Origin of the sequence: Rhodococcus sp. O3 (genome assembly GCF_048897285.1) — a bacterium.
Taxonomy (GTDB): domain Bacteria; phylum Actinomycetota; class Actinomycetes; order Mycobacteriales; family Mycobacteriaceae; genus Rhodococcus.
In genome coordinates this window covers 17,558-34,694 of the sequence record NZ_JBMBTE010000054.1, presented here as the reverse complement: position 1 = coordinate 34,694, position 17,137 = coordinate 17,558, and the positions used below count along the sequence as shown (strand labels likewise).

The following is a 17,137-nucleotide window of genomic DNA, read 5'->3' as shown; positions in this document are numbered from 1 at the left end:
CGCTGCGCTCCCGCTGGACCGACCCGGCGCTCGTCGGGGGAGCGGTGCTCGCCGTCGTCGACGGCGCCGACGAGGCCGCGGCGGAGTCCGATCGGCGCTGGAACGACGGCACCGCACGCCCGCTCGAAGGGATCTTCTTCGGTGTCAAGGACATCATCGACGTCGCCGGTGCGCCCGTCACCGCCGGATCGCGCACCACCGGCGACCGCGTCGCCCCTGCCGATGCGACCGTCGTGGCGCGACTGCGCGCCGTCGGCGCAATTCCCGTCCTGATCACAGCAACCACCGAATTCGCTTGCGGTGCACCGCACAACGCCCGATACGGCCCGGTGACGAACCCGTGGGATCGCTCGCGCTGGACCGGCGGCTCGTCGACCGGCTCGGCGGGCGCGCTCGCGGCCAGGCTGGTCCCGCTGGCCCTCGGCACCGACACCGGCGGATCCATCCGCGTCCCGAGCGCGCTGTGCAATCTGACCGGCATCAAACCGACCTACGGCCTTGTCCCGCGCACCGGCGTCGCGTCGCTGTCGTGGACCCTCGACCACATCGGACCCATGGCGCGCTCCGCCGCCGACCTGCGGATCGTCCTCGACGTCCTCGCCGGACCCGACGGACTCGATCCCGCGGCCGCCCCGGCGCCGGTCGCCCGGGAGGTGCAGGACGCTCTCGCGGCCACCGGCCCCGCGGACGTCCCGTCGCTCGCCGGTGTCCGGATCGGCATCCCGACCGCGTGGTTCACCGACCTGTGCGATGCCGGGGTGCTCGGTGCGTGGGACGCGGTCGTGGAGACCTTCCGCGACCTCGGCGCCGACGTCGTGGCCGTCGACATCCCGGACGCCCAGCGCATCCACGACGACGTGACGATCGTGATGACCAGCGAACTCGCGTCGAACCAGGAGGGGTCGCTCGCGAAGTTCGCGGACTACGACATCGGCACGCAGGTCCGGATCGCGCGTGGCCTCGTCCCGTCTGCGGTCGACTACCTCCGCGCGGTGCGCCGCCGCACCCTCGCCCAGCGCGCAGCGATCGACGCGTTCGACGCCGCGGGCATCGACGTGCTCGTCACTCCCGGCATCGGCGCGACCGCGGCTCGCTTGTCCGACGTCACCGTCGAGATCGACGGCGTCCGCCACCCCATGCAGCCGATCGTGGGCCGCAACACGAGCCTGTTCGACTACCTCGGTTTCCCCGCGGTGATGGCACCGGCCGGTTTCGTCGACGGACTGCCCGTCGGGGTGCAGCTGGTGGGGCGGCCGTGGGCCGACGACACGTGCCTGCGTCTGGCGCACGTGTTGCAGACCGTCACCGATGTCCACACCCGCCGTGCCGATGGATAGCCTTGTCACACAGCGTCATCCCCACCCGTGGCGGGTGTTCGCCGCCCTGAGCATCGGCGTGGTCGCGGTGTTCCTGAGCCTGAGCGGACTGACGGTCGCGCTGCCGACCGTCGCGCGGGAACTGGACGCGTCCGGGGCCCAGTCGACGTGGATCCTGCTGGGCTACATGCTCGTGACCACGGCGCTGATCCTGGTGTTCGGCCGCCTCGCCGACATCATCGGCCGCCGCCCGCTCTACCTCGCGGGGCTCGCCACCTTCACGGTGGCGACCGGGTTGTGCATGCTCGCACCGTCCCCCGGATGGCTCATCGCCGCCCGCGTCCTCCAGGGCGCGGGCGCGGCGGCCGTGGTCACGAACAACACGGCTCTGCTCACGGACACCTTCGCGCCCCACGTCCTGGGCCGTGCGCTGGGGTGGAACGCGACCGTCGCGGCCGTCGCCCAGGTGGTCGGGCCGCTCATCGGCGGTGCCGCGACCGCGGCGCTCGGGTGGCGCGGACTGTTCGCGGTGGTGCTGCCCGTCGGGTTGGTCGCGATGGTCGCGTCGATCTGGGTGATCCCGCCCAGCCCCCGCAAGGCCGTCGAGCGGGAGCCGTTCGACATGGCCGGCGCGGCGATGTCCACGGCGCTGCTCACCGCAGTGGTCCTCGCGCTCACCCCCGGCGTGAGTTCGCTGCCGTGGCTGCCGTGGGCGTGCGGCGGCATGAGTGTCGTTCTCGCCTTTGTGTTCGTGGCCGTGCAGATCCGGCGCACGCATCCGCTGGTCGACGTGACGCTGTTCCGCAACAGGGGTATCGCACTCGTGCTCGCCGCGGTACTCGTCAATGCGGTCGCGACGTACGCGGTGACACTGCTCGTGTCGTTGTACGGGCAGGCGGTGAGCGGGATCTCGGCCGTCGCAGCAGGGGCGCTGGTGATGCCCGTCGCGATCGGCACGGTCGTGGCCGCCTCCGCCGCCGGGTCGCTGATGCTGCGGTTCAGTCCCCGCACGCTCACCGCGACGGGAATGGCGCTCAACGCCGTCGGACTGTTCGGCATCGCACTGATGCTCTCGCCCGACGGCGGTTCGCTCGGAGCGACCGCGCCCTTCCTGTTCGTGCTCGGCTGCGGGACCGGATTGTTCATGACACCCTCGACGAGCGCGCTCATGCTGACCGCTCCTGCCGATCGTCGCGGAATCGCCAACGGGCTGCGCTCCACGCTGCAGAACGTCGGCTATCTGCTGAGCACCGCGCTCGCGCTCGTGTTCGCGACCGCGGGCCTGAGTACCGCGGCGCGGCAGGCCGCGTACGGCGGCACCCTTGGCACGCTCGGCAGCGGCGAGGTGACCCGGTTCGTCGACAACGTGCGCATCGTCGGCATCGCTCTCGGTCTCGTCGCGCTCGCCGGTGTCGCGGTGTGCCTTGCCTTTCCACGCCGCAATCCGACGGCGACAGTCCACACACTCGATTCTGTTTCAGCGTTGAAGGAGTCAGCATGACCATCGCCGATCGCGAAGCCCAGGCGGAGGACTACGCCCGCGCCGGCTTCGGTCAGGAGCTCGAACCCGGGACCCGCCCCGCGTTGATCGTCGTCGATCCGGCCCGCGCCTACATCGACCCCGACTGCCCGCTGTACGCCGGGGTGGAGGAGAACGTCGAGGCGATGCGTACCCTGCTCGCCGAGGCACGGGAGGCCGGAATTCCGGTGGTGATCACCGAGGTTCGGCTGCGCGCCGACGGTTCCGACGCGGGCGTGTTCTTCAAGAAGTCCGGCACGCTCGTGGCCTTCTGCGAGGGCAGCCCGTACGGGGAACTGATCGACGGTCTCGAGCCGACCTGCGCCGAGATGCTGGTGACCAAGAAGTATCCCAGTGCGTTCTTCGGCACGACGCTGAACTCGCACCTGACCTGGCTCGGGGTCGACACCGTGCTCATCGCGGGGCTGTCCACCAGCGGGTGCGTCCGGGCGACGACGCTCGATGCCATGCAGCACGGATACATCCCGATCGTCGTGGAAGACGCGGTCGGGGACCGGGATTCGGCGATCCATCGATCGAATCTGTTCGACATGCAGCAGAAGATGGCGGAAGTGTGGCCGCTGTCGCGTGCGCAGGAGTACCTCCGCGCGCTCGCGTCCGGCAATTAACACGAATGAACCACACGTGTTGCCGCAGGCAACACGCCACGCAATACATTCGAAGTCATCACCTTCCCGGTTGGGTCCCCAACGGCGCGGACGCCCCGACGTCTCACTTCGCTTCCCCAGGAGAATTCATGCGTCTTCCTCGACCCGGTCGCGCCGCCCTCGCGGCCCTCGCTTTCACCGCCTCCCTCGGTCTCGTCGCCTGCAGCAGTGACGGATCCGGCGGCGCCGACGTCTCGGACGCGGACGTCGCCGCCGGACTCGAGTACGCCCGGGCGCAGCTCGCGAAGTACGAAGCCGACCCCGAGTTCACGCTCGAGGCCGAACCGTTCCCGATGAAGGACATCGCCGGCAAGACCATCTTCGCCATCCCCACCAACAGCGAGAACCCGTACAACGTCGCGGTCGACGAGGAATCGAAGAAGGTCGCCGAACGCTACGGCGCCACCTGGATCGAATACACCAACCAGGGCCAGCCCACCCAGTGGGCGACCGGCGTCGAGCAGGCCGTCAACCAGAAGGTCGACCTCATCATCCTGTCCCAGGGCGTCGACGCTTCCCTCATCAAGCCGGCGCTCCAGAAGGCCGACGCGGCAGGCATTCCCGTTCTCCTCACCCACACGATCCTGCGCGGTGAACCGATTCCTGCGGACCTCGTGGGGCTCGTCGACGCCACCACCGACGCGCCCCTCGCGGAGGCCAACCGGCTCACCGTCGACTGGATGATCGACCGCACCGAGGGCGAGGGCAACGCGCTGATCATCACGTCCAACGAGGTCCCTCCCGCCAAGGCAGAGGTCGCCGCGATGGAGGACGAGATCGCGCAGTACTGCCCGAAGTGCACCTACAAGATCGTCAATGTGCCGGTGGCCGAGTGGGCCACCAAGATCCAATCCGAGGTGCAGTCCGCGCTGTCGGCCGATCCCACCATCAACTTCATCCTGCCCATCTACGACTCCATGTCCCTCTACGCACAGTCCGGGATCAAGGCCGCCGGCAAGACAGGGCAGGTCGAGATCTCCTCGGTCAACGGCACGCCCGCCGTGCTCAAGATCCAGCAGGACGACGGCATCGTCACCATGAACGTCGGCGAATCCATCCCGTGGCTCGCGTGGGCGACCCTGGACCAGGCCGGTCGACTGCTGCTGGGCTACGAACCTGTCGCGGACGGCGCGCAGGAAACCCCGCTCAAGCTGATCACGGCAGACAACATCGACGAGACCGGCACCCCGCCGCAGCCCGACAAAGGATACGGCACCGCCTACGTCACCGGATACGAAGCCATCTGGGGGCCCAGTGAGCAGCCCTGATCCGATCGTCAACATCGTCGGGCTCTCCAAGACGTTCGGCGACCACACCGTCCTGAAGAACGTGAACCTGACGATCCATGCCGGTGAGGTCCACGGCCTGCTGGGAGAGAACGGCTCGGGGAAATCCACCCTGATCAAGGTGCTCGCCGGATTCCACGCCCCGGACGCGGGCGCCGCCTTGCAGGTGCGCGGCCGGGACGTGCCCCTGCCGGTGCCGGCGGGTGGATTCCGTGATCTGGGCATCAGCTTCGTCCACCAGGACCTTGCCCTCGTCCCGGACCTGTCCGTCGTCGAGAACCTGCGGGTCGGGCCGGTGGTCGCCGGATCGAAGCCGTGGATCTCGTGGCGGCGCGAAAAGCGCACCGCACGAGCACTGTTCGAGCGCTTCGGTCTCGACGTCGATCCCGAAGCGCCGGTGTCGAGTCTCAACGAGACCGAACGGGCTCTGGTCGCGATCCTGCGTGCCACCGAGGAACTCGGCGACCGCCGCACGCTGCTGGTCCTCGACGAACCGACCGTGTTCCTCCCGCGTGAAGGTACCGACCTGCTGTTCTCCGTCGTCCGCGAGATCGTCGCCGATCGCAAGGCCGCCGTCCTGTTCGTCTCCCACGACCTCGACGAGGTGCTCGACCACACCGACCGCGTGACCGTGCTGCGCGACGGGGTTTCGCAGGGCACGCACCGCACCCGCGATCTCACCGCCACCTCGCTGATCGACCTCATCGTCGGCCGCAGCCTCGAATCCGCCGACCCGCGGGTCGCCGGGCCGGTCCGCGACTTCGACGACGTGCCGCCCCTCGCCCGCGTCGTCGAACTCGAGACGCCCACCGTGGACGGCATCACCTTCGAGGTGCGTCCCGGTGAGATCGTCGGCCTGACGGGGATCGCCGGCTCCGGCTACGACGACGTGCTCGCCGCGCTGTACGGCGCGAAACCCGCACGCGGCGGGCGCATGACGATCGGATCCGACGACGTCGCGCTGCCCACCACGACGCCGATCGGCTCGCTCGCCCGGAAGGTCGTGTACGTGCCGCCGGACCGCAAGGTCGAGGGCAGCGCGCCGGAACTGACGGTCGCCGAGAACGTCACCCTGCCGATCCTCGGCAGCGGCTTTCTGAAACCGCGTGCGCTCGGCGCCGTCGCCACCGCCCTGGCCGAACACTGCGACGTCCGCCCCCGCAATCCGCAGGCCGTGTACGGGTCGCTGTCCGGCGGCAACCAGCAGAAGGCGCTGCTCGGCAAGTGGCTCCAGATCGATCCGCAGCTGGTCCTGCTGGCCGAGCCCACCCAGGGTGTGGACATCGGTGCCCGCGCCCGCATCTTCGAGATGCTGCGCGACACCGCGAACGGGGGAGCGGGCATCGTCGTCGCCAGTTCCGACTATGAGCAGCTGTCGGTGCTGTGCCACCGCGTCCTCGTGTTCTCCCACGGGCACATCGTCGCCGAGCTCACCGGCGACAACCTCTCCAAGCACCACATCTCGGACAGTGTCCTCGGCCTGACCCGACAGGAAGTGAATGCCTGATGTCCGTCACCATCGACAAGACCACAGCCCCGAACACCGTCACCCCCGAATCCGCACCGCCGAAACGACGTCCGGCGCTCGGACCGCTGTTCGAGAAGTACGCGCTCGTCCTCGCTCTCGTCGCCGTCGTGGTCTTCTTCAGCGTGCTGCGCCCCGAGATCTACCCGACCGCCAACAACCTGCAGAACATCCTCGGCTCCCAGGCGGTACTGCTGATCCTGGCGCTGGGCCTGATCGTGCCGCTCACCGCCGGTGAATTCGACCTGTCCGCGGTCTCGACCATGTCGCTGGCGGCCATGACGATCGCGGTACTGAACGTCCAGCACGGGTGGTCGCTGCTGCCGGCCATCGTCGTCGCGATCCTCGCCTCGGTGTTCGTCGGCCTCGTCAACGCGCTGCTGGTCGTGCGGCTGCAGATCGACTCGTTCATCGCGACACTCGGCAGCGGCACCGTGGTTCTCGGTGTCGTGCAGTGGATCTCGGACTCGACCTCGGTCACCGGCATCGACTCGGCGCTCGTCGACGCCACCATCGGCACCCGCTTCCTGGGAGTGTCGCTGCAGTTCTACTACGCGCTGGCGCTCGTCCTCGTCATGGCCGTGGTGTTCCAGTACACCCCGATCGGACGACGGCTGCTGTTCGTCGGCCGCGGCGCCCAGGTCGCCCGTCTGAGCGGTCTGCACGTCGACCGCATCCGCGGCGGTGCGCTCGTGACCTCGGCGTTCGTCGCCGCCCTCGCCGGCATCGTGTACGCCGGGATGCTCAGCGGCGCGGACCCGTCGTCGGGACAGTCGTTCATGCTGCCCGCCTTCGCCGCCGCGTTCCTCGGCGCCACCGCCATCGTCCCCGGTCGGTTCAACGCCTTCGGCACCCTCGTCGCCGTGTACTTCCTGGTCGCCGGTGTCGTCGGGCTCCAGATGCTCGGTGTGGCCAGCTTCGTCCAGCAGCTGTTCTACGGCGGCGCGCTGGTGATCGCCGTCGCTCTGTCCGGTGCAGTCCGCCGTCGCACCGCATCGCGAACCACCAGGTGACGTAGGGGAGACCGGTCACCGGGACCGGCCTCGAGACGGCGCAACATCGGTGAAATCATCCGGTCGTAATCCCGAAATCCTCCGGATGTGGACTGTGAGGGCGCAACGGTCAGCGCGCCGCAAACAAGGAGAAATCATGACAACCACAGTGGTAGCCGGAAACCCGAAACCCGGCTCTCGTACCCTCGATGCGGCAATCGCGTTGGCCACCACCCTCACCGGTTCGGCCCCCGACCACGTTGTCGACGTCGTCACCCTCGGCCCCGGCCTGCTCGGGTGGGGCGACGACGCGGTCAAGGCGGCCGTCGAGACCGTCGCCTCCTCGGACCTGGTGATCTTCGCCAGCCCGACTTTCAAGGCCACCTACACGGGCATCCTCAAGTTGTTCCTCGACCAGTTCGCCACCGGAGACGGACTGCGCGACGTGACCGCGGTGCCCCTCATGCTCGGCGCGGGACCCGCCCACGCGATGGCGCCGGACCTGCTGCTCAAGCCGGTCCTCGTCGAACTGGGCGCGACCTGCCCGGCCCCGGGCCTGTACCTGATCGATTCCACCTACACCACCGATACCCGGATCGCGGACTACGCCGAACGTTGGTCTGCCGCAGTGCGATCCACCGTCCGAACGGAGTCACGATGACCACTCCCACCCTCGACGGCGCTACCCTGCGTCGAGCCTTCGGTCACGTCCCCGCGGGGGTCGTCGCGATCTGCGCCGACACCGGAACCGAACGTCTCGGCATGGCCGCCAGCACCTTCGTGCCCGTCTCGCTCGACCCGCCGCTCGTCGCGTTCTGCGTGCAGAACACGTCGACCACCTGGCCGAAACTCGCGGCACAGCCCCGATTGGGCATCAGTGTTCTCAGCTCCGAACACGACCGCGCGGCCCGCGTGCTCGCTGCGAAGGACGGCGATCGGTTCGCCGGCATCGGCACCGAAACCCGGGACGGGGGAGCGCTGTTCGTCGAAGGCTGTGGTGTCCGGATGGACGTGTCGATCGAACAGCAGGTGCCCGCCGGGGACCACGCCATCGTGGTGCTGCGCGTCCACGAACTGCACTGCGAGGAAACGGATTCCGCGGTGGAGCCGATCGTGTTCCACCGCAGCGCTTTCCGGAAGCTGGTGGCATCGTGAGCCGCATCGAGGCGGCGCTCGACGCAATTCGCGCCGGACGGCCCGTCCTCGTCTCCGACGACGCGGACCGAGAGAACGAGGGTGATGTCATCCTCGCGGCGCACCAGGCGACGCCGGAGTGGATCGCGTGGACCGTGCGGCACACGTCCGGCCTGCTGTGTGCCCCGATGACCGGGGCGCGGGCGGACGCCCTGGACCTGCCCGCGATGGTCGCCGACAACCAGGATCCGAAACAGACCGCCTACACCGTCACCGTCGATGCCGCCCGTGGCGTCACCACCGGGATCAGCGCCGCGGACCGTGCCACGACCCTGCGGGTCCTCGCCGATCCGACCGCGACCGCCCGGGATCTGATCCGGCCCGGACACATCCTGCCGCTGCGGGCCCGTCCCGGTGGAGTCCTCGAACGCCCCGGTCACACCGAGGCCGCCGTCGACCTGTGCGCGCTGGCCGGCGTGCCGCAGGTCGGGGTGATCGCCGAACTCGTCGCCGACGACGGGTCCATGATGCGGATGCCTGGCATCGAGGACCTCGGAGCCCGCCACGACCTGCCCGTTCTCACGATCGAGGAACTGCGTAACTACCGGGCCGTGCACCCTTTCCCTGCTCCGGTCGTCCCGTCCGGCCGGATCGTGCGCGGTGACGAAACGTTGATGCCGACGCGATTCGGGACGTTCCGGGCCGTCGGTTACCTCGACCGGCAGACCGGCGCCGACCACGTCGCCCTACTCGCGGGGACGCCGAGCGACGGGTCGCTGGTGCGGGTGCATTCGGAGTGCCTGACCGGGGAGTCGTTCGCGTCGCAGCGCTGCGAGTGCGGTCCGCAGCTCGACGCCGCGCTCGAACGGCTCGCCCTGGACGGCGGGGTGCTGGTGTACCTGCGTGGACACGAGGGCCGGGGGATCGGCCTGCTCAAGAAGCTGGCCGCGTACCGGTTGCAGGACGACGGCCTCGACACCGTCCAGGCCAACCTCGAACTCGACGAACCCGCGGACGGTCGCGAGTACGGCGGTGCCGCGGCGATCCTGCACGATCTCGGGGTGCGGTCGGTGCGGCTGCTCACCAACAACCCCGCCAAGATCACGGGCCTGGAAGACAACGGGATCACCGTGATCGGCCGTGAACCCCTGCACGTCGGGGTCGTGCCGGCGAACGTGCGCTACCTCGAAACCAAACGGCGCCGCATGGGCCACATGCTGCCCGCTGCCGAGGGCTGACCGAGTTCGTCGGGATCCGGCCGAAAGCTCTGCGCGAGGTCGCGGCCTGTAGTGGAATCGAGCGGGATCCGGACGACTCGGCAGGAGTGATCGGTATGCGACCCACCGGCCTGACGGCGAATCTGAACGTCGCCGACATCGAGGAAGCGAAGGAGTTCTACACCGACTACCTCGGGCTCTCCGTCGAAGAGATGAACCTGGGGTGGGTGGCTCGGTTCAAAACCCCGGACGGGCGTGCCGTCGTCCAGCTCGTCAGCAGCGACGCGACCGCACCGGTCGATTCCGTGCTGTCCATCCACGTCGGCGACGAGGTCGAAGCCGCCTACGAGGAGGCGCAGCGTCGGGGTTTCGACATCGTCTACCCGCTGACGACGGAACCGTGGGGTGTGCGCAGGTTCTTCGTGCGCGCGCCGGACGGGTCCGTCGTCAACATCGTCAGCCACTCGGACGACGCCGGATGACCAGCGCCACCCAAAGCCGCTGACGAGAAAGACAGCAGCGCGATGCCGACATCGCGCTGCTGTCTTTCTCCTCTGCGGCTCTGGCTATTGCGGGACGCCCTCTCGCACGGTCGCGGCGTCGAGAAGCGGCGCCTCGGTACCAAGGTGCTCGGGGCGGAGTGCACGCTCGCCGGCGACCTGCGCGGCGATCTGCTCGAGCCGCTCAGCGTGCTCGGGTTCGATGGTCACGTTTAGGGCGCCGACGTTCTCCCGCAGGTACTCTTTGTGCCGCGTTCCCGGGATCGGGACGACGTCCTCGCCGCGGGACAGCACCCACGCGAGTGCGACCTGGCCGGGAAGTGCTCCGATCTCGGTCGCGATGCGGGCGACCTCGTCGGCCAACCTGCGGTTGGTCTCGAACACGTCCTGTGCGAAGCGCGGATGCCGCGCGCGGCGGCCGGTGACGTCGGCGGGCTGCTGCAGGCGGCCGGTGAGCCACCCGCGTCCGAGCGGTGAATACGTGACGATGCCGATGCCGAGCTCGCGGACGACGTCGAGCGTGGTGTCCTCGATCTGCCGGCTGAACAGCGACCATTCGTTCTGGATCGCGGTGACCGGGTGGGTGGCGTGTGCGCGGCGGATGGTGCCGGGGCCGGCCTCGGAAAGGCCGATGTAGCGGATCTTTCCGGCCTCGACGAGTTCCGCGAGTGCTCCGACGGTCTCCTCGATCGGCACCTCGGGGTCGACGCGGTGCTGGTAGTAGAGGTCGATGTGGTCGATGCCGAGGCGGCGCAGCGACGCCTCGACGGCGGTCCGGACGTACTCGGGGCGGCCGTCGACGGAGCGGTGGTCGGGGTTGGTGTCGCGGTCGAGTGCGTTTCCGAATTTCGTCGCGATGATCAGGTCGTCGCGGCGGCCCGCGATGGCACGCCCGAGCAGGATCTCGCTGTATTCCGGTCCGTACACGTCGGCGGTGTCGAAGAAGTTGATGCCGAGGTCGATCGCCTCGTCCACCAGCGCGGTGGACAGCGCTTGCTCGTCGGCGTCGGCCGAGGTGGTGAAGCTCATGAAGCCGAGTCCGAGGGCCGATACGGTCAGTCCGTTGCTGCCGAGTCGGCGTGTGGGAAGGGTTGTCACTGGTCGTTCGCTTTCTCTGGGTGGTGTGCTAGATGCCGACGTATCGGCTGTTCGCGGAGTGGTTCTGCCAGCCGGTTTCGCCGGCGTAGCGGTTCTCCGGCCGGTCCAGGCCGAGGTGGTCGCGCAGCGTGGTGCCGGTGTACTCGTGGCGGAAGATGCCGCGCTTGCGCAGGATCGGCACCACGTGGTCGACGAACGGCTCGAGCCCGGTCGGGAACGAGTCGGCGTTGAGGTTGAATCCGTCGGCCGCCTCGCCGAGGAACCACTTCTCGATGTCGTCGGCGATCTGTTCGGGCGTGCCCACGATCTGCCGGTGCGCGCCCGGGTTGCGCGCCAGGATGCCGCGCACCGTGAGGTTCTCCTTGCGGGCGAGCGCGAGGGTGGACTTGTAGAAGCCGGCCGATGCACCGAACCGTTCGGTGTCGAGGAGGTGGTAGGGAAGCGGCTTGTCGAGTTCGAGATCGTCGGGTTCGAGCCCGAGCTTCGTGGCGAGTTCGGCCTTCTGTTCGTCAGGGCCCAGGAACGAGTCGAGCAGGGCCTTGCGTTCGAACGCTTCCTTCTCGGTGCTCCCGACGATCGGGAACAGGCCGGGAAGCAGCAGGATCTGGTCCGGACGGCGCCCGTGCCGTTGTGCCTGTGTTTTGAGGTCCCGGTAGAACTTCCGGGATTCCTCGAAGACGGTCTGCGCGCTGAACACGGCGTCGGCGTACTTGGCGGCGATGTGGGTGCCGCCGTCTCCGGCCTGCACAATCACCGGACGTCCCTGCGGTGTGCGTGGGACGTTGAGTGGGCCGCTCACGGAGAAGCGTTGTCCCTCATGGTCGATCGCATGAATGCGGTCGAGGTCGGCGTACTGCCCGGTGGACCGGTCGGCGACGAGTGCGCCGTCCTCCCAGCTGTCCCACAGCTTGACCAGGACCTCGACGAATTCCTCGGCCCGGGCGTACCGTTCCCCACGGTCGGGGAGCGTGGTGAGCCCGAAATTGGCTGCCGCTTCAGGATTCTGGGTGGTGACGAAATTGAGGGCCGCGCGGCCGTGCGTGACGTGGTCGAGGGTCGACCAGCGCCGCGCGATGTTGTACGGGTCGTTGAACGTCGTCGAGATGGTCCCGATCAGGCCGATGTGCTCGACCGCGGAACCGATCGCAGCGAGCAGCACCGAGGGTTCGAGCGAGTTCCACGTCTGCTCGGCGACGGTACCGGGAAGGGCCGGGCCGTCGGCGAGGAACAGGGCATCGAAGGTCCCGCGCTCGGCGATGCGCGCGATGTTGCGGTAGTACTCGATGTGCACGATACCCAGCGGGTCGTCCTGGATCCGCCACGCGGCCGGATGTTTACCGGCGTTGAGCGCATTCGTATTCAGGTGCAGCTGACGGGTTCTGGTCATGTTCTTCTCGGTGTCCTCGAAAGATGATGCGGGAGTGGTGCGGTCACTGGTCGGAAACCGTGATGTGGTCGAACACGGGGTTGAAGACCTTGGCGATGTCGTAGTCGTGTTTGACGCCGCCGGCCGCGTACGCCGCGTTCACGATGCTCTGCTGCGAGGCGATGAACTCCGGATCGCCGACGCGGTAGAGCCTGCCGTGCTTGCCGTTCTCGAAATTGATCTTCGCGATGTCCGGGGCCTGCTTGAGGACGTCCTGCAGGATGCCCGTCACCTCGGCCTCGTGCGACGGGTACCACTCGCTCCACAGCTTGCTGAACCGGGCGAAGAAATCCTCGGCCGCGGCGAGTTTGCCCGCGTCCGCCAGCACGTCCGGCCGGGTGATGAACCCGGCGCCGCCCTTGACTCCGAATTCCTCGTTGGTCGTCAGTTGCACCGCGTCACCGGACTCGATGGCCTTGGCGACGTGGGAGTAGCTGGTGACGACCGCATCGACCTGTCCGGCGGCGAACGCTGCGGCGGCGGCCTGGTTGTCCGGCAGCTGCACCGGTTCGATGTCGTTCACCGTCAGCCCGGCATCGGCGAGGATCTTGACGTATCCGGCGTAGATGTTGCCGCCGAAGTTGTAGGCGACCGTATGTCCCCTCAGCTCTTCGATCTTCGAGATCCCGGCGGACTTCTTCACGAAGAGTGCCGGGGCCGGATAGGGCGTGCCCTCGTAGGCGAGACCGGCGATCGTGTAGATCTTCGGATCGGCGTTGCCGAGGTCGTTTTCGGCGTTGGCCGCTTCGAAGGCGGCGGTGTTCTCGCCGACCAGACCGAAGTCGGTCGCCTTCGAATACAGGGCCGAGATCTGAGCAGCCGGGCCGGCGATGACCGGAGTTTCGAGGGTGTAGGGCAGGTCCTCGAACAGCCCGGACGCCTCGAGCAACGCCGGGTAGTCGGCGGTCTGGAAGCCGAACGTCAGGGTCACGTTGTTCGGGTCGCCGTTGTTCGCGCCCTCGGCGCTGCTGCACGCGGACAGACCGGCTCCCAGCGCGAGTACGGCGGTCAGGGCGGCGAGCCGGCGGCCGGCGCGGGCGGCGAAACGGGCAGGGACGGACACGAGGGGTAACTCCTTGTAGGTGATGGTCGAGAGCCGGGCGGGTCGGGTCAGCTGCCGATCGCGGCCAGCGCCGCAGCGCGGGCTGTTCGCCCGACGCCGAGTTTGTCGAGCAGCGCTTGACGCAGCTCCTGGAAGCGGGCGTCGCTGCGTCGCCGCGGTTCATCGACGTCGACGGTGATGTCCACGTCGATGTTGCCGTCGGAGAGGATGAGAATTCGGTCGGCGAGCAGGATGGCCTCGTCGACGTCGTGGGTGACGAGCAGCACCGCCGGGTTGTGTCGGCGGATGAGTGCCCCCACCAGGTCGTGCATGCGGATGCGGGTCAGCGCGTCCAACGCCGCGAACGGCTCGTCGAGCAGCAACAGGCCCGGCTCGGTGGCGAGCGCACGCGCCAACGCGACACGCTGTGCCTCACCACCGGAGAGCGTGACCGGCCAGGCGTCCGCGTGTCCGGCCAGTCCGACCTCGTCGAGCGCGGCGACGGCACGGTCGCGATCGCGGCGAACGTGGCGGCTGCCGAGCACGACATTGCGCCACACCCGCCGGGCGGGCACGAGCCGGGGTTCCTGGAATACGACGGACCGGGACTTCGGGACCACCACCGTCCCGCCGTCGGCGGCATCGAGACCGGCCAGGATGCGGAGCAGCGTCGTCTTGCCGGTTCCGGACGGTCCGAGCAGGGCGACGAAGTTGCCTTGCCGCAGTTGCAGATCGACGCCGTCGAGCACGGCCCGGTCGCCGAACACCCGTCGGACGCCCCGAGCGTCGACCGCGAACGGACCTGTCTCGCTGCCGGATTCGCTCGGCAGAGAGTTTTCAGATGGTGACACGGGGCCTCCAGGGGAGCGCGAAACGTTCGATGATCCGCATCACCACGTCGACGACGATGCCGAGCGCGGCGTAGATGAGAATCCCGGCGATGACGATGTCCTGCCGCTGGTTCTGGTTCGCGTTGTTGAGCAGATAGCCGATGCCCTCCCGGGCGTTGATCTGCTCGGCGAGCACCAAGGCGAGAAGCGATACGCCGGAGGCATATCGGATGCCGGTCAACGCGGACGGAAGCGCGGTCGGCAGGATCACGCGCGCGGCCAGCCGCCAGTTCCGCAGACCGAACGTCTGTCCGGCTTCGATGAGTTTCTTGTCGACGCCGCGCACCCCGTGGTACGTGTTCAGGTACACCGGGAACACGGTCGCCGCCGCGATGAGGATCAGCTTGGGCTTCTCGTCGATGCCGAACCAGGTGATGAACAACGGCACCACCGCGATGAACGGGATGGTGCGGAGCATCTGCAGCGGAGCGTCGAAGATCTCCTCGCCGATCTTCCACAGACCCGCGAACAGGCCGAGGACCAGTCCGAACGTGACGCCGAAGAAGAGGCCGATTCCGGCCCGCCGGATCGAGACCGGCAGCGCCTCCTGCAGGTCGTTGTTCGACCACAGTTCGCCGTACGCGGCGAGGATCTTGCTGGGCGGCGGCAGGGTGAACTCGTCCGTCCAGCCCAGCACCGAGGACAGCTGCCACAGCACGATGAGCGCGACGGGGACGAGGAACCGCAGCACCCGCCCGCGCCACACCCGGGCAGCCGCCCCGATCCTGCCGGTCCTGGTGTTCGGGCTGAGGTTCTCCACTTCCGGCCGGGTCGGCGGGGCGCCGGCGGTGTCGTCTTCCGTCGACGCAGAATCGCGTGTCGACGCAGAATCGCGCGAGACGTCGACGGCGGTCACGACGAGCTGTCCTGCGGCTGGGTGAACGCGTTGAACGGGACGGTGTCGTCGGCCTCCAACCGGGCGACCAGGCCGAGTTCCCAGGACAGGTACTTGCGGAACCCGGCCTTCTGAACCTCGGGGTCGCTCTCGCGCCAATGGGTGAAGACCACATCGTCGCGTCCGTGCAGCAGGTTCTCGTCACCGGACTCGAGCGGTTCACCGGCCGCGACCCAGGCGGCGGTACCGCCGTCGAGGACCGCGACGGGTCGCTGCGTCGCAGCGGCGAGATCCGCGGCCGCGTAGGTCGCAAGGACGCCGTCGGGCGAGGTCAGCACGATGGTGCCGTCGCCGGGGATGTCGGCGACGGAGTTCACCAGCCGGGACCGAAGTGCATGCACCGCACCGGGAATGTGGCCGTCGCGGTAGTCGAGGCTCGGCTGCAGGTCGACGACCTGCGCGGTTCCGGCGGCAATCTTGCCCTTCAGCGTCGCGGCATCGACGGTCGTGACGTCGCCGGGCAACCCGAGCAGTCGTACTGCCGGGCCGGTGCCGGTCTCGAGTTCCTCACCGTCGAACGCGTTCTCCAGCACATACACCTCGCCCCAGCCGACCTGCACGATCCACGAGGCCGCGACGGTCGCGCGCACGGAGTCGTTGTCGACCAGCACGATGCGGGCGTTGTGGGTCGCGATGTAGCGGAACACCCACGGGGCGACGTCCCAACTCGGCGCCGAGACGGTGCCGGGCAGGTGACCGGCGGCGTACTCGTCGGGCGTGCGGACATCGAAGACGTAGAGGGTGCGCTCGTCGGTTTCGGTGCGGAACTGCGCGAGTGTCGCCTTGTCGATCGACCGGATTCCGAAGCGATCGCGGAAGCGCTCTGCGGCAGCGTGCGCCTGGTCGAGGGAAGAGCCGGTGGGAAGCGGTGCGGCCGAATGCTTGCCGTGGTCGAGTTCCAGCCCCTCCAGGACCCACGACTGCGTGCCGCCCTCCAGCGCGACGACGGAGTTGGGCAGTCCCGCGTTGATCAGGACCTGCGCTCCGAGGATGCTGCGGGTTCGTCCGGCGCAGTTGACGACGACGAGCGTCTCGGGCGATTTCACCACCTCGGCGGCTCGATAGACCAGTTCCGCGCCCGGGATCGAGGTGCCACCCGGCAGGCTGTGGTTCTCGAACTCGCCGATGGGGCGGCTGTCGAGGACCACGATGTCCTCACCTGCGGCGACCTTGGCGCGGAACTCCGGAACGCTGATGTGAGGCGTGCTGTAGACCTCTTCGATCCATTCACCGAACGCCTGGCCGACGACGTTGTCGCCACCGAACTGGACCGTGTAGCCGGCATTCGCCCAGGCGGCGATCCCGCCGTCGAGCACGCGTACATCCACGTAGCCGAGCTCGGCGAGCCGGGACGCGGCCCGCTGCGCGAGGTCGTCGTCCTTGCCGCCGTCGTAGACGATCACCGGCGTGGAACGTCGCGGAACGAGCGCGTCGACGCGCAGTTCGAGGCGGCTCAGCGGGACCGCAACACCGAGCAGGATCGAGCCCTCCTCGGCCGTAACCCGGGCCTCGCGGACGTCGAGGAGCGCGTATTCGTCGTGGCTCGACAAGAGATCGTGCAGTTCGTCGGCTGCGATGGTCGACGTGGTGACAGTGGGCATGGGGTGTTCCTCCGAGGGACGTGAAGTC

The 17,137-nt window shown here is 68.5% G+C and carries 16 protein-coding genes; 10 read left to right on the top strand and 6 right to left on the bottom strand.

Annotation, left to right across the window (positions count from 1 at the left end; all coding sequences use genetic code 11):
* The 10 genes from ACN675_RS16355 to ACN675_RS16310 all read left to right on the top strand — a co-directional run.
* On the top strand, positions 1 to 1,337 hold a 1,337-nt coding region (locus tag ACN675_RS16355), incomplete at its 5' end, for an amidase (protein ID WP_420751838.1).
* Complete coding sequence (locus ACN675_RS16350) at positions 1,330 to 2,817, top strand: MFS transporter (protein ID WP_420751837.1); 1,488 nt, start codon at positions 1,330 to 1,332, stop codon at positions 2,815 to 2,817. The genes ACN675_RS16355 and ACN675_RS16350, both read left to right, overlap by 8 nt.
* A complete protein-coding gene (locus ACN675_RS16345) occupies positions 2,814 to 3,464 on the top strand; it encodes an isochorismatase family protein (RefSeq protein WP_420751836.1) in 651 nt (216 codons plus the stop codon). The genes ACN675_RS16350 and ACN675_RS16345 overlap by 4 nt, the downstream gene beginning before the upstream one ends.
* A 128-nt stretch (positions 3,465 to 3,592) precedes the next feature.
* Positions 3,593 to 4,771 (top strand): sugar ABC transporter substrate-binding protein, encoded by a 1,179-nt coding sequence (locus ACN675_RS16340; protein WP_420751835.1) that lies wholly within the window; start codon positions 3,593 to 3,595, stop codon positions 4,769 to 4,771.
* Positions 4,758 to 6,296 (top strand): sugar ABC transporter ATP-binding protein, encoded by a 1,539-nt coding sequence (locus ACN675_RS16335; protein WP_420751834.1) that lies wholly within the window; start codon positions 4,758 to 4,760, stop codon positions 6,294 to 6,296. Before ACN675_RS16340 ends, ACN675_RS16335 begins: the two co-directional genes overlap by 14 nt.
* Positions 6,296 to 7,327 carry an ABC transporter permease gene (locus tag ACN675_RS16330; protein ID WP_420751833.1) on the top strand — a complete coding sequence of 344 codons (1,032 nt, stop codon included), beginning with the start codon at positions 6,296 to 6,298 and terminating at the stop codon, positions 7,325 to 7,327. Before ACN675_RS16335 ends, ACN675_RS16330 begins: the two co-directional genes overlap by 1 nt.
* Before the next feature lie 136 nt (positions 7,328 to 7,463).
* On the top strand, positions 7,464 to 7,967 hold the full coding sequence (locus ACN675_RS16325) for an NADPH-dependent FMN reductase (protein WP_420751832.1): 504 nt from the start codon (positions 7,464 to 7,466) through the stop codon (positions 7,965 to 7,967).
* A complete protein-coding gene (locus ACN675_RS16320) occupies positions 7,964 to 8,461 on the top strand; it encodes a flavin reductase family protein (RefSeq protein ID WP_420751831.1) in 498 nt (165 codons plus the stop codon). The genes ACN675_RS16325 and ACN675_RS16320 overlap by 4 nt, the downstream gene beginning before the upstream one ends.
* On the top strand, positions 8,458 to 9,678 hold the full coding sequence (gene ribB, locus ACN675_RS16315; protein ID WP_420751830.1) for a 3,4-dihydroxy-2-butanone-4-phosphate synthase: 1,221 nt from the start codon (positions 8,458 to 8,460) through the stop codon (positions 9,676 to 9,678). Before ACN675_RS16320 ends, ribB begins: the two co-directional genes overlap by 4 nt.
* A 95-nt stretch (positions 9,679 to 9,773) precedes the next feature.
* Positions 9,774 to 10,139, top strand: coding sequence for a VOC family protein (locus tag ACN675_RS16310; RefSeq protein WP_420751829.1), 366 nt, complete (start codon positions 9,774 to 9,776; stop codon positions 10,137 to 10,139).
* Positions 10,140 to 10,223: 84 nt separating this feature from the next.
* On the opposite strand, the gene ACN675_RS16305 is transcribed toward ACN675_RS16310, so the two are convergent.
* From ACN675_RS16305 to ACN675_RS16280, 6 genes are read right to left on the bottom strand one after another with little or no spacing between them, the layout of a single operon-like run.
* Complete coding sequence (locus ACN675_RS16305) at positions 10,224 to 11,255, bottom strand: aldo/keto reductase (protein ID WP_420751828.1); 1,032 nt, start codon at positions 11,253 to 11,255, stop codon at positions 10,224 to 10,226.
* A 28-nt stretch (positions 11,256 to 11,283) separates the two neighbouring features.
* The gene (locus ACN675_RS16300; protein ID WP_420751827.1) at positions 11,284 to 12,642 is read right to left on the bottom strand and encodes an LLM class flavin-dependent oxidoreductase; all 1,359 of its coding nucleotides are present in this window, start codon (positions 12,640 to 12,642) and stop codon (positions 11,284 to 11,286) included.
* A gap of 43 nt (positions 12,643 to 12,685) precedes the next feature.
* Positions 12,686 to 13,744: an ABC transporter substrate-binding protein gene (locus tag ACN675_RS16295; protein WP_420751826.1), complete on the bottom strand. Its 1,059-nt coding sequence runs from the start codon at positions 13,742 to 13,744 to the stop codon at positions 12,686 to 12,688.
* A 47-nt stretch (positions 13,745 to 13,791) separates the two neighbouring features.
* Complete coding sequence (locus tag ACN675_RS16290) at positions 13,792 to 14,574, bottom strand: ABC transporter ATP-binding protein (RefSeq protein WP_420751825.1); 783 nt, start codon at positions 14,572 to 14,574, stop codon at positions 13,792 to 13,794.
* Entirely contained in the window at positions 14,561 to 15,469 is a 909-nt protein-coding gene (locus ACN675_RS16285) for an ABC transporter permease (protein WP_229581864.1), read from the bottom strand. Before ACN675_RS16285 ends, ACN675_RS16290 begins: the two co-directional genes overlap by 14 nt.
* The gene (locus ACN675_RS16280; RefSeq protein ID WP_229581865.1) at positions 15,466 to 17,109 is read right to left on the bottom strand and encodes a rhodanese-like domain-containing protein; all 1,644 of its coding nucleotides are present in this window, start codon (positions 17,107 to 17,109) and stop codon (positions 15,466 to 15,468) included. The genes ACN675_RS16285 and ACN675_RS16280 overlap by 4 nt, the downstream gene beginning before the upstream one ends.
* Positions 17,110 to 17,137 lie beyond the last annotated feature (28 nt).

Bases quoted from the DNA above. Each gene is read 5' to 3' on its own strand.
- ACN675_RS16350 (WP_420751837.1), top strand. From the start codon at position 1,330: ATGGATAGCCTTGTCACACAGCGTCATCCCCACCCGTGGCGGGTGTTC.
- ACN675_RS16345 (WP_420751836.1), top strand. From the start codon at position 2,814: ATGACCATCGCCGATCGCGAAGCCCAGGCGGAGGACTACGCCCGCGCC.
- ACN675_RS16340 (WP_420751835.1), top strand. From the start codon at position 3,593: ATGCGTCTTCCTCGACCCGGTCGCGCCGCCCTCGCGGCCCTCGCTTTC.
- ACN675_RS16330 (WP_420751833.1), top strand. From the start codon at position 6,296: ATGTCCGTCACCATCGACAAGACCACAGCCCCGAACACCGTCACCCCC.
- ACN675_RS16325 (WP_420751832.1), top strand. From the start codon at position 7,464: ATGACAACCACAGTGGTAGCCGGAAACCCGAAACCCGGCTCTCGTACC.
- ACN675_RS16320 (WP_420751831.1), top strand. From the start codon at position 7,964: ATGACCACTCCCACCCTCGACGGCGCTACCCTGCGTCGAGCCTTCGGT.
- ACN675_RS16310 (WP_420751829.1), top strand. From the start codon at position 9,774: ATGCGACCCACCGGCCTGACGGCGAATCTGAACGTCGCCGACATCGAG.
- ACN675_RS16300 (WP_420751827.1), bottom strand. From the start codon at position 12,642: ATGACCAGAACCCGTCAGCTGCACCTGAATACGAATGCGCTCAACGCC.
- ACN675_RS16280 (WP_229581865.1), bottom strand. From the start codon at position 17,109: ATGCCCACTGTCACCACGTCGACCATCGCAGCCGACGAACTGCACGAT.